The organism is Enterobacter soli, assembly GCF_964208575.1.
Lineage (GTDB): Bacteria > Pseudomonadota > Gammaproteobacteria > Enterobacterales > Enterobacteriaceae > Enterobacter > Enterobacter soli_A.
The window spans coordinates 108703-121418 of sequence record NZ_CAXOFU010000001.1; the positions used below are offsets into that span (position 1 = coordinate 108703).

At 52.6% G+C, this 12716-nt stretch carries 10 protein-coding genes and 2 tRNA genes; 11 read left to right on the forward strand and 1 reads right to left on the reverse strand.

Annotation, left to right across the window (positions count from 1 at the left end; all coding sequences use genetic code 11):
- Positions 1-217: 217 nt before the first annotated feature.
- Both secG and AB6V08_RS00520 read left to right on the forward strand, forming a co-directional pair.
- Positions 218-553 (forward strand): preprotein translocase subunit SecG, encoded by a 336-nt coding sequence (gene secG / locus AB6V08_RS00515; protein ID WP_368540709.1) that lies wholly within the window; start codon positions 218-220, stop codon positions 551-553.
- Positions 554-562: 9 nt separating this feature from the next.
- Positions 563-649 (forward strand) — tRNA-Leu (locus tag AB6V08_RS00520).
- A gap of 165 nt (positions 650-814) precedes the next feature.
- Here AB6V08_RS00520 and argG read toward each other — a convergent pair.
- A complete protein-coding gene (gene argG, locus AB6V08_RS00525; protein WP_368540710.1) occupies positions 815-2161 on the reverse strand; it encodes an argininosuccinate synthase in 1347 nt (448 codons plus the stop codon).
- 286 nt (positions 2162-2447) lie between these two features.
- Here argG and AB6V08_RS00530 point away from each other — a divergent pair.
- The 9 genes from AB6V08_RS00530 (at position 2448) to nlpI (ending at position 12670) form a co-directional block, all read left to right on the forward strand.
- A tRNA-Met gene (locus AB6V08_RS00530) sits at positions 2448-2524 on the forward strand.
- Between the two features lie 207 nt (positions 2525-2731).
- Positions 2732-3184, forward strand: a complete 453-nt coding sequence (gene rimP, locus AB6V08_RS00535; protein WP_014071903.1) for a ribosome maturation factor RimP — start codon at positions 2732-2734, stop codon at positions 3182-3184.
- Positions 3185-3212: 28 nt separating this feature from the next.
- Positions 3213-4715, forward strand: coding sequence for a transcription termination factor NusA (nusA, locus tag AB6V08_RS00540; protein WP_368540711.1), 1503 nt, complete (start codon positions 3213-3215; stop codon positions 4713-4715).
- Between the two features lie 24 nt (positions 4716-4739).
- A complete protein-coding gene (gene infB, locus AB6V08_RS00545) occupies positions 4740-7427 on the forward strand; it encodes a translation initiation factor IF-2 (RefSeq protein WP_368540712.1) in 2688 nt (895 codons plus the stop codon).
- Between the two features lie 106 nt (positions 7428-7533).
- Positions 7534-7938, forward strand: a complete 405-nt coding sequence (rbfA, locus tag AB6V08_RS00550; protein WP_003861793.1) for a 30S ribosome-binding factor RbfA — start codon at positions 7534-7536, stop codon at positions 7936-7938.
- Positions 7938-8882, forward strand: coding sequence for a tRNA pseudouridine(55) synthase TruB (gene truB, locus AB6V08_RS00555; protein ID WP_368540713.1), 945 nt, complete (start codon positions 7938-7940; stop codon positions 8880-8882). The genes rbfA and truB overlap by 1 nt, the downstream gene beginning before the upstream one ends.
- 144 nt (positions 8883-9026) lie before the next feature.
- Positions 9027-9296 carry a 30S ribosomal protein S15 gene (gene rpsO, locus AB6V08_RS00560; RefSeq protein WP_002434239.1) on the forward strand — a complete coding sequence of 90 codons (270 nt, stop codon included), beginning with the start codon at positions 9027-9029 and terminating at the stop codon, positions 9294-9296.
- Between the two features lie 241 nt (positions 9297-9537).
- Entirely contained in the window at positions 9538-11676 is a 2139-nt protein-coding gene (gene pnp / locus AB6V08_RS00565) for a polyribonucleotide nucleotidyltransferase (protein ID WP_368540714.1), read from the forward strand.
- 109 nt (positions 11677-11785) lie between these two features.
- Positions 11786-12670, forward strand: a complete 885-nt coding sequence (nlpI, locus tag AB6V08_RS00570; protein WP_368540715.1) for a lipoprotein NlpI — start codon at positions 11786-11788, stop codon at positions 12668-12670.
- The last annotated feature ends 46 nt before the right edge of the window (positions 12671-12716 follow it).

A 12716-nucleotide genomic window follows, 5' to 3' on the forward strand; every position in this document is an offset into this window, starting at 1 on the left:
CGATAAGTGTTTAAAAAGGCGGCGTTTGCCGCCTTTGTTTTGAGCATTTAATGGCATTTTGATGTTTTTTTCCGCAGTTGATACAATGCGCTGAAAATGCCCTTGCGAAGGTCATTCGCTTTGGTTAGTATTCACACCCGCTTCAGTGGGAAACACGAAATCCTGCTAATTGGTCGAAGCATTGGTATGCGGCAAATCCGCAAGGAACAGGTTGATTATGTACGAAGCTCTTTTAGTTATTTTCCTTATTGTAGCCATCGCTCTTGTAGCGCTGATCATGCTGCAGCAAGGTAAAGGCGCTGATATGGGAGCCTCCTTCGGAGCAGGCGCTTCCGGTACGCTGTTTGGTTCAAGTGGTTCTGCGAACTTCATGACCCGTACAACTGCGATTCTGGCTACGCTGTTCTTCATCATCAGTCTGGCGCTGGGCAATATCAACAGCAACAAGACCAGTAAAGGAAGCGAGTGGGAAAATCTGAGTGCGCCAGCGAAAACTGAGCAGACTACTCAGCCAGCTGCACCGGCTAAGCCAACCAGCGATATCCCGCAGTAAGTACTCAGTACCGAGGTGGTGGAATTGGTAGACACGCTACCTTGAGGTGGTAGTGCCCTAACGGGCTTGTGGGTTCGAGTCCCATCCTCGGTACCAATATTCCAGAAGAAAGACGTCGAAAGACGTCTTTTTTTTCGTCTGTAGATTATGTCTGGTGCTTGTCGTCGGCCCGGAGTAACGCCGGGAACATGGCGGATGTCGCCCGACAAAAGTGCACAAAAAAGGCGTCCTTAGGACGCCTTTCGCATATTGCATCAGCGATTACTTCTTATCGCTATGCTCCAGATTCTCGACCAGCGGCAACCCGTTACCCGAGTTTGCAGAGAGCAGGCCGTTCTCAATGTAGTTGAACAGCTTCTCGCGCGTGTCGGTAATGTCCAGGTTACGCATAGTCAGCTGGCCGATACGATCGTCAGGAGAGAATACGGACTCGCCTTTTTCCATCGTCAGACGCTCTGCTTTATAGGTCAGGTTGTCGGACACGGTGTTCAGGATTGAGTAATCGTTGCCGCGACGCAGCTCCAGAGTGACTTCGCCAGTAATTGCGCTTGCTACCCAGCGCTGCAGACCGTCACGCAGCATCAGCGCCTGCGGATCGAACCAGCGGCCCTGGTACAGCAGTTTGCCCAGCTGACGACCATGAGCGTGATACTGCTCAATGGTGTCTTCGTTATGGATGCCGGTCAGCAGACGCTCGTAAGCGATGTGCAGCAGCGCCATTCCCGGGGCTTCGTAAATGCCACGGCTTTTCGCTTCGATGATACGGTTTTCAATCTGATCGCTCATGCCCAGACCGTGACGTCCACCAATGCGGTTTGCTTCCAGCATCAGCTCTACATCGTCAGAGAAGGTTTTGCCGTTCAGCGCAACCGGGTGGCCGCGCTCGAAACGGACGGTGACTTCTTCCGCCTGAATTTTTACGTTCTCGTCCCAGAACTTCACGCCCATGATTGGGTTAACGATTTTCACGCTGGAGTTCAGGAATTCCAGATCTTTTGCTTCGTGCGTTGCGCCCAGCATGTTGGAGTCGGTGGAATAGGCTTTTTCGACGGACATTTTGTAGTCGAAGCCGCAGGCGATCATAAACTCGGACATTTCATGACGGCCACCCAGCTCGTCGATAAAGTCGGTATCCAGCCACGGCTTGTAAATCTGCAGCTCGGCGTTGGTCAGCAGGCCATAACGATAGAAACGTTCGATATCGTTGCCTTTATAGGTGCTGCCGTCACCCCAGATATTGACGCCATCTTCTTTCATCGCCGCAACCAGCATGGTGCCGGTAACCGCACGGCCCAACGGCGTGGTGTTGAAATAGGTCAGGCCGCCGGTGGTGTTATGGAAAGCACCGCACTGAATGGCGGCGATACCTTCAGCAACCAGCTGCTTACGGCAGTCAATCAGACGTGCGTTCTCTGCGCCATACTCCATGGCACGACGAGGGATCGCATCATAATCGTCCTCATCCGGCTGTCCCAGGTTCGCAGTATATGCATAAGGAACCGCTCCCTTTTGGCGCATCCACAGCAGTGCAGCGCTGGTATCCAGACCGCCAGAAAAGGCGATGCCTATACGTTGTCCTACCGGAAGATGCTTGAGAATCGTCGTCATAAAATAAAACCCTGCGTGATTGACTGATTAGAGACCGCTTTCGCTCTCGATGCATGTTTATGCAAAATAAGTGAGTATTCATTTAATCATCTTTTGCCGATGACCGAAAGAGACTCGTGCGTTTTTTGTAAAAATTTCCCCCTGTTTAACCTGACCCAACCAGGGTTGACAGGGAGGGTTAACTATCAATATACTGAACGCCGATTTTACGTCCCGTCTTCGGTACCAAATCCCAGCATTATTTGCATTTTCTACCTAAAACGCGTAGAATTTGCCACGTTTCAGGCGCGGGGTGGAGCAGCCTGGTAGCTCGTCGGGCTCATAACCCGAAGGTCGTCGGTTCAAATCCGGCCCCCGCAACCACTTTCCCATAAAGTTCTTTTTCAAATATACTGTGAAGACTTAGAGCCTTCGTAGCTGGATTTGAAAAAATTCTTTCGGAAAGTGCTCCAGGCCACAGTTGTGGCTATAGGGTTCAGTTATCTAAAGCCCCGATTTATCGGGGTTTTTTGTTATCTGACTACAGAATAACTGGGCTTTACGCCCTTTTTTTATGTCTTGGGGGTGGGCTTGTCCACATTAGAGCAAAAATTAACAGAGATGATTACTGCACCGGTCGAAGCACTGGGCTACGAACTGGTCGGCATCGAATTCGTTCGCGGCCGTACATCGACGCTGCGCATCTATATTGATAGTGAAGATGGCATCAATGTTGATGATTGTGCTGATGTTAGCCACCAGGTGAGTGCGGTAATGGATGTCGAAGACCCAATTACTGTTGCATATAACCTGGAAGTTTCCTCACCTGGCCTCGATCGCCCGATGTTCACGGCCGAGCACTATGTACGCTTTACCGGTGAAGAAGTGGCTCTCGTTCTGCGTATGGCCGTACAGAACCGCCGCAAATGGCAGGGTATTATCAAAGCCGTTGATGGTGAGATGATCACGGTGACAGTCGAAGGCAAAGATGAAGTGTTCGCGCTGAGTAATATCCAGAAGGCGAACCTGGTTCCCCACTTTTAACAGTCTGGATTGAGGTGAAAAGCCCGCGATGAACAAAGAAATTTTGGCTGTTGTTGAAGCCGTTTCCAACGAGAAATCACTGCCGCGCGAAAAGATTTTCGAAGCGCTGGAAAGTGCCCTGGCTACAGCAACCAAGAAAAAATACGAACAAGAGATCGATGTTCGCGTAGAAATCGATCGTAAAAGCGGTGACTTCGATACATTCCGTCGTTGGGTGATTGTTGAAGAAGTGACTCAACCAACCAAAGAGATCACGCTGGAAGCCGCACGCTTCGAAGACGAAAGTCTGAACGTGGGTGAGTACGTTGAAGACCAGATCGAATCTGTGACCTTCGACCGTATCACGACTCAGACCGCGAAGCAGGTTATCGTGCAGAAAGTACGTGAAGCCGAGCGCGCGATGGTTGTCGATCAGTTCCGCGACCAGGAAGGCGAAATCGTCACTGGCGTGGTGAAGAAAGTTAACCGCGACAACATCGCTCTGGAGATCAAATCCGAAGGGCTGGCTGGTAACGCGGAAGCGGTAATTCTGCGTGAAGACATGCTGCCGCGCGAAAACTTCCGTCCTGGCGACCGTATTCGTGGTGTTCTGTACGCCGTTCGTCCAGAAGCCCGTGGTGCACAGCTGTTCGTGACCCGTTCTAAACCAGAAATGCTGGTAGAACTGTTCCGTATTGAAGTGCCGGAAATCGGTGAAGAAGTGATCGAAATTAAAGCAGCTGCTCGCGATCCGGGTTCTCGCGCGAAAATCGCCGTGAAAACCAACGATAAGCGTATCGATCCAGTAGGTGCTTGCGTAGGTATGCGCGGCGCGCGTGTTCAGGCGGTTTCTACTGAACTGGGCGGCGAGCGTATCGATATCGTCCTGTGGGACGACAACCCGGCGCAGTTCGTGATTAACGCGATGGCACCAGCGGACGTCGCATCCATCGTGGTTGACGAAGATAAGCACACCATGGATATCGCCGTTGAAGCCGGTAACCTGGCTCAGGCTATCGGTCGTAACGGCCAGAACGTGCGCCTGGCTTCACAGCTGAGCGGCTGGGAACTCAACGTCATGACCGTTGATGACCTGCAGGCTAAGCATCAGGCTGAAGCCCATGCAGCAATTGATACCTTCACTAAGTACCTGGACATTGACGAAGATTTCGCCACCGTTCTGGTCGAAGAAGGTTTCTCTACGCTGGAAGAACTGGCCTATGTGCCAATGAAAGAGCTGCTGGAAATTGACGGTCTGGATGAACCAACCGTTGAAGCCCTGCGTGAACGCGCTAAAAACGCACTGACCACCCTGGCACTGGCTCAGGAAGAAAGCCTTGGCGATAAGAAGCCGGCTGATGACCTGCTGAATCTGGAAGGTCTTGATCGTGCGATTGCGTTCAAGCTGGCTGCCCGTGGTGTTTGTACGCTGGAAGATCTCGCTGAGCAAGGCGTTGATGACCTGGCCGATATCGAAGGTTTAACCGACGAGAAAGCCGGCGAACTCATCATGGCCGCACGTAATATTTGCTGGTTCGGCGACGAAGCGTAATAAACTGTAGCAGGAAGGAACAGCATGACTGATGTAACTGTAAAATCGCTGGCTGCCGAGATTCAGACCTCTGTGGACCGCCTGGTACAGCAATTTGCTGATGCAGGGATCCCAAAGTCCGCTGATGACTCGGTGACTGCGAACGAAAAACAAACGTTGTTGGCGCACCTGAACCGTGAACACGGCTCTACGCCTGACAAACTGACGCTGCAGCGCAAAACGCGCAGCACGTTGAACATTCCTGGTACCGGTGGTAAAAGCAAGTCGGTACAAATTGAAGTCCGCAAGACACGCACCTTTGTAAAACGTGATCCGCAAGAGGCAGAACGTCTTGCCGCGGAAGAGCAGGCACAGCGTGAAGCGGAAGAACAAGCTCAGCGTGAGGCGGAAGCAACCGCTAAACGTGAGGCAGAATTAAAAGCTGAACGTGAGGCCGCAGAAAAAGCGAAACGCGATGCAAGTGATAAAGTGAAGCGTGACGCTGCGGAAAAAGACAAAGTGAGCAATCAACAGACCGACGAAATGACCAAAACCGCCCAGGCTGAAAAAGCCCGCCGTGAAAATGAAGCTGCCGAGCTGAAGCGTAAAGCGGAAGAAGAAGCACGCCGCAAGCTCGAAGAAGAAGCTCGCCGTGTCGCTGAAGAAGCGCGCCGTATGGCAGAAGAAAACGAGAAGAATGGTGTGAACACCGCTGAGCCGACTGAGGACACCAGCGACTATCACGTCACCACTTCTCAGCACGCGCGTCAGGCTGAAGACGACAACGACCGTGAAGTCGAAGGCGGCCGTGGCCGTACTCGCAGTGCTAAAGCTGCGCGTCCTGCGAAAAAAGGCAACAAACACGCTGAATCTAAAGCTGACCGTGAAGAAGCACGTGCGGCCGTTCGCGGTGGTAAAGGCGGCAAGCGTAAAGGCTCCGCTCTGCAGCAGGGCTTCCAGAAGCCAGCTCAGGCCGTGAACCGTGACGTTGTGATCGGCGAAACCATCACCGTTGGCGATCTGGCGAACAAGATGGCGGTTAAAGGCTCTCAGGTCATCAAAGCGATGATGAAACTGGGCGCAATGGCTACCATCAACCAGGTCATCGACCAGGAAACCGCGCAGCTGGTTGCCGAAGAGATGGGCCACAAAGTTATCCTGCGTCGTGAAAACGAGCTGGAAGAAGCAGTAATGAGCGACCGTGATACTGGCGCTGCGGCAGAACCGCGTGCTCCAGTTGTGACCATCATGGGTCACGTTGACCACGGTAAAACCTCTCTGCTCGACTACATTCGTTCTACTAAAGTTGCATCTGGCGAAGCGGGTGGTATTACCCAGCACATCGGTGCTTACCACGTAGAAACCGAAAACGGCATGATCACCTTCCTGGATACCCCAGGCCACGCAGCGTTTACCTCTATGCGTGCTCGTGGTGCTCAGGCAACGGATATCGTTGTTCTGGTTGTTGCAGCAGATGACGGCGTGATGCCGCAGACCATTGAAGCTATCCAGCACGCGAAAGCGGCGCAGGTGCCTCTGGTTGTTGCAGTGAACAAAATCGATAAGCCAGAAGCCGATATGGATCGCGTTAAGAACGAACTGTCTCAGTACGGCGTCATGCCGGAAGAGTGGGGCGGCGAAGCGCAGTTCATCCCAGTGTCTGCGAAAGCGGGTACCGGTATCGATGACCTTCTGAACGCAATCCTGCTGCAGGCTGAAGTTCTGGAGCTGAAAGCGGTTCGTAAAGGCATGGCGAGCGGCGCGGTAATCGAATCCTTCCTGGATAAAGGTCGTGGTCCGGTTGCAACCGTACTGGTTCGTGAAGGTACGCTGAACAAAGGCGACATCGTTCTGTGCGGTTTCGAATACGGTCGCGTTCGTGCGATGCGTAACGAACTGGGTCAGGAAGTGCTGGAAGCAGGTCCGTCCATTCCAGTGGAAATCCTGGGTCTGTCCGGTGTTCCGGCTGCGGGTGACGAAGTGACCGTTGTTCGTGACGAGAAGAAAGCGCGTGAAGTTGCACTGTATCGTCAGGGCAAATTCCGTGAAGTTAAACTGGCTCGTCAGCAGAAATCTAAACTCGAGAACATGTTCGCCAACATGACCGAAGGCGAAGTTCACGAAGTGAACATCGTACTGAAAGCCGACGTTCAGGGTTCTGTCGAAGCGATTTCCGATTCCTTGCTGAAACTGTCTACCGACGAAGTGAAAGTGAAGATCATCGGTTCTGGCGTAGGTGGTATCACCGAAACCGACGCGACTCTGGCTGCTGCGTCCAACGCAATCCTGGTTGGCTTCAACGTTCGTGCTGACGCGTCTGCGCGTAAAGTTATCGATGCTGAAAGCCTGGATCTGCGTTACTACTCCGTCATCTATAACCTGATCGACGAAGTGAAAGCGGCAATGAGCGGTATGCTGTCTCCTGAGCTGAAACAGCAGATTATCGGTCTGGCTGAAGTACGTGACGTGTTCAAATCACCGAAATTCGGTGCGATCGCGGGCTGTATGGTTACCGAAGGGATCATCAAGCGTCACAACCCAATCCGCGTTCTGCGCGACAACGTGGTTATCTACGAAGGCGAGCTGGAATCCCTGCGCCGCTTCAAAGATGACGTTAACGAAGTCCGTAACGGTATGGAATGTGGTATCGGCGTGAAGAACTACAACGACGTTCGCGTTGGCGATATGATCGAAGTGTTCGAGATCATCGAAATTCAGCGTACCATCGCGTAATCTTCGTCGACTGAAGATTGGCTGACGTAGGCCGGGTAAGCGAAGCGCCACCCGGCAATAATTTCAAAAAGGGGCTTTAGCCCCTTTTTTGTCTGGAGAATTTATTATGGCGAAAGAATTTGGTCGCCCTCAGCGCGTAGCGCAGGAAATGCAGAAAGAGATCGCCCTCATTCTGCAACGCGAAATTAAAGACCCACGTGTGGGCATGATGACTACCGTATCTGGCGTGGAGATGTCCCGCGATCTGGCCTATGCCAAAGTGTTCGTGACCTTCCTGAACGACCAGGACGAAGACGCGGTGAAAAACGGCATTAAAGCACTGCAGGAAGCCTCTGGTTTTATCCGCTCACTGCTGGGCAAAGCTATGCGTCTGCGCATCGTGCCGGAACTGACCTTCTTCTACGACAACTCGCTGGTCGAAGGGATGCGCATGTCCAACCTGGTGACCAGCGTGGTGAAACATGACGATGAGCGTCGTGTTAACCCTGCGGACGACAGCAAGGAGGACTAATGAGTCGTCCTCGTCGTCGCGGCCGCGATGTGCATGGTGTTTTGCTGCTGGATAAACCGCAAGGGGCATCCAGCAACGACGTATTACAGAAGGTTAAGCGTATTTTTAACGCGAACCGCGCGGGCCACACTGGCGCGCTGGATCCGCTGGCAACCGGTATGCTGCCGGTCTGTCTGGGAGAAGCGACCAAGTTTTCCCAGTATCTGCTGGATTCTGATAAGCGCTATCGCGTCATCGCTAAGCTGGGTCAGCGAACTGACACCTCTGATGCCGATGGCCAGGTCGTTGAAGAACGTCCGGTAACGTTTAGCGCAGAGCAGCTTGACGCCGCGCTGGAAAGCTTCCGCGGCGACACGATGCAGATCCCGTCGATGTATTCAGCGCTGAAATATCAGGGCAAGAAACTCTACGAATATGCACGTCAGGGCATCGACGTCCCGCGCGAAGCACGCCCGATTACGGTGTATGAACTTCTCTTTATTCGCCACGAAGGTGACGAGCTGGAGCTGGAAGTGCACTGTTCGAAAGGCACCTATATTCGTACCATAATCGACGACCTGGGCGAAAAGCTGGGCTGCGGCGCGCACGTGATTTACCTGCGCCGTCTGGCCGTCAGTAAATATCCGGTTGAGCGTATGGTGACGCTTGAACATCTTCATCAGCTGGTTGAGCAAGCCGAAGAGCAGGGGATTTCTCCTGCGGATCTGCTCGATCCCCTGCTGATGCCGATGGACAGCCCGGCTGCGGATTTTCCAATCGTTAATCTGCCGTTAACCTCTTCCGTCTATTTTAAAAACGGAAACCCGGTCCGCACGACGGACGCGCCGCAAAGTGGGCTCGTTCGTGTGACCGAAGGCGATGACGGCAAATTCATCGGTATGGGCGAAATGGACGGTGAGGGCCGCGTTGCGCCGCGCCGTCTGGTGGTTGAATATCCTGCTTAACGGCTGCCTTGCGGTAAGCAAGGTAGACGAGTAGAATATCGCCGCTTAACGTCCTGCAAATTGTTTAACATTTTACAGGGCGTACATTGGATTGCTGAATTAGAGATCGGCATCCTTACATTCTTATTGTTTTGGAGTTTGAAAATGTCTCTAAGCGTTGAAGCTAAAGCTAAAATCGTTTCTGAGTTTGGTCGTGGTACTAACGACAGCGGTTCTACCGAAGTTCAGGTTGCACTGCTGACTGCACAGATTAACCACCTGCAGGGTCACTTTGCAGAGCACAAAAAAGATCACCACAGCCGTCGTGGTCTGCTGCGCATGGTTTCTCAGCGTCGTAAACTGCTCGACTACCTGAAACGTAAAGATGTTGCACGCTACACCTCGCTGATCGAGCGTCTGGGTCTGCGTCGCTAAGTCTTGCGAGTTTCAGAAAAGGGGGCCTGATGGCCCCTTTTTTCAACCAAACGGCAGCAATTCACTGGAAACTATTGTATTGTTGCTATAAATGATCTTCATTGCAGAGGTTCGCGCGGCTAATGAGAGGCTTCACCCAGGGGGGTGTCGGTTGTCATTAGTCGCGAGGATGCGAAGAAGATCGGGTTAAATCGTCAGCACACCGGTGGTGTGCTGTCATACATTAAGAAAGGACAGAATTTTGCTGAATCCGATCGTTCGTAAATTCCAGTATGGTCAACACACCGTCACGCTGGAAACCGGCATGATGGCGCGTCAGGCTACTGCTGCCGTTATGGTAAGCATGGATGACACCGCGGTATTCGTTACCGTTGTTGGCCAGAAAAAAGCAAAACCAGGTCAGGACTTCTTCCCTCTGACCGTAAACTACCAGGAGCGTACCTACGCTGCCGGTAAAATCCCTGGTGGTTTCTTCCGTCGTGAAGGCCGCCCAAGCGAAGGCGAGACCCTGATTGCGCGTCTGATTGACCGCCCGGTTCGTCCGCTGTTCCCTGAAGGCTTCGTTAACGAAGTTCAGGTTATCGCGACCGTTGTTTCCGTTAACCCACAGGTTAACCCGGACATCGTTGCGATGATCGGCGCATCTGCTGCGCTGTCCTTGTCTGGTATTCCATTCAATGGCCCAATTGGTGCCGCACGCGTGGGTTACATCAACGACCAGTACGTTCTGAACCCAACTCAGGAAGAGCTGAAAGAAAGCAAGCTGGACCTGGTGGTTGCAGGTACTGAAGCTGCGGTTCTGATGGTTGAATCCGAAGCTGAACTGCTGAGCGAAGATCAGATGCTGGGCGCTGTGGTATTCGGCCACGACCAGCAGCAGATTGTTATCCAGAACATCAACGATCTGGTTAAAGAAGCCGGCAAACCACGCTGGGACTGGCAGCCTGAAGCCGTGAACGACGCGCTGAATGCACGCGTTGCTGCACTGGCTGAATCTCGTCTGAGCGATGCTTACCGTATCACTGACAAACAGGAGCGTTATGCTCAGGTTGACGTGATCAAGTCTGAAACTATCGCGGCGCTGGTTGCAGAAGACGAAACCCTGGACGCTAACGAACTGGGTGAAATCCTGCACGCAATCGAGAAAAACGTTGTTCGTAGCCGCGTACTGGCTGGCGAACCGCGCATCGACGGTCGTGAAAAAGACATGATCCGCGGTCTGGACGTGCGCACTGGCGTTCTGCCACGTACCCACGGTTCTGCACTGTTTACCCGTGGCGAAACTCAGGCGCTGGTGACGGCAACTCTGGGTACTGCCCGTGATGCACAGATCATCGACGAGCTGATGGGCGAGCGCACTGACAGCTTCCTGTTCCACTATAACTTCCCTCCGTACTCCGTAGGTGAAACCGGTATGGTTGGCTCGCCTAAGCGTCGTGAAATTGGTCACGGTCGTCTGGCGAAGCGCGGCGTGCTGGCAGTTATGCCGGAAGCTGATAAGTTCCCGTACACCGTTCGTGTGGTTTCTGAAATCACCGAATCCAACGGTTCTTCTTCCATGGCTTCCGTGTGTGGCGCATCTCTGGCGCTGATGGATGCAGGCGTGCCAATCAAAGCCGCCGTTGCGGGTATCGCAATGGGTCTGGTGAAAGAAGGCGACAACTTTGTTGTTCTGTCTGACATTCTGGGCGACGAAGACCACCTGGGCGATATGGACTTCAAAGTAGCGGGTTCCCGCGACGGTATCTCTGCACTGCAGATGGATATCAAAATTGAAGGTATCACCAAAGAGATCATGCAGGTTGCTCTGAACCAGGCTAAAGGTGCTCGTCTGCACATCCTGGGCGTGATGGAACAGGCGATTAACGCGCCACGTGGCGACATTTCTCAGTTCGCTCCACGTATCCACACCATCAAGATCAATCCAGATAAGATCAAAGATGTTATCGGTAAGGGCGGTTCCGTTATCCGTGCACTGACCGAAGAGACTGGCACCACCATCGAAATCGAAGATGATGGTACCGTTAAGATTGCTGCAACCGATGGCGAGAAAGCGAAATTCGCTATCCGTCGTATCGAAGAAATCACCGCAGAAATCGAAGTGGGCCGTATCTACGCAGGTAAAGTGACCCGTATCGTTGACTTTGGCGCGTTCGTTGCCATCGGTGGCGGTAAAGAAGGTCTGGTACACATCTCTCAGATCGCTGACAAGCGCGTTGAGAAAGTGACCGATTACCTGCAAATGGGTCAGGAAGTTCCGGTTAAAGTTCTGGAAGTTGACCGCCAGGGCCGTATCCGTCTGAGCATCAAAGAAGCAACCGAGCAGTCTCAGCCAGCTGCCGCGCCGGAAGCTCCGGCCGCAGAACAGCAGGGCGAGTAAGTTGCCATTTGCCCTCCGCCTTGGCGGAGGGCCTATTATCAGGCAGGACGCCTTGTTAAGCCGCCGGGGGACAGGACGTTCATCCAATAGTTGTCTTCGGGAGTGGGAAATGAAGCCTTTTTTGCGCTGGTGTTTCGTTGCGACAGCTTTAACGCTGGCAGGATGCAGCAACTCTGCCTGGCGTAAGAGCGAAGTCCTCGCAGTGCCATTGCAACCGACTTTGCAGCAGGAAGTGATTCTGGCACGCATGGAACAAATTCTTGCCAGTCGGGCTTTAACCGATGACGAACGCGCACAGCTTTTATATGAGCGCGGAGTGTTGTATGATAGTCTCGGTCTGAGGGCATTAGCGCGAAATGATTTCTCACAAGCGCTGGCTATCCGACCTGATATGCCTGAAGTATTCAATTACTTAGGCATTTATTTAACGCAGGCAGGCAATTTTGATGCTGCCTATGAAGCGTTTGATTCTGTACTTGAGCTTGATCCAACTTACAACTACGCGCACTTGAATCGCGGTATCGCATTGTATTACGGCGGTCGTGACAAGTTAGCGCAAGATGATCTGCTGGCGTTTTATCAAGACGATCCTAATGATCCTTTCCGTAGCCTGTGGCTTTACATCGTTGAGCAGAAGCTCGATGCGAAGCAGGCAAAAGAGGCGTTAAAGCAACGCTTCGACAAGTCGGACAAGGAGCAATGGGGATGGAATATTGTCGAGTTCTACCTGGGTAACATTAGCGAAGCAACGCTGATGGACAGACTCAAGGCAGACGCAACGGATAACACCTCGCTCGCTGAGCATCTCAGTGAAACCAACTTCTATTTAGGTAAGTACTACCTAAGTCTGGGGGATAAGGACAGCGCTACGGCACTGTTCAAATTAGCGGTTGCTAACAACGTACACAATTTCGTTGAGCACCGTTATGCATTGTTGGAATTATCGCTCTTGGGCCAGGAGCAAGACGACCTGGCAGAATCGGACCAGCAATAGCTGACGACATAAACATCAGCCCGTAATCTTTTGATTGCCATCACCT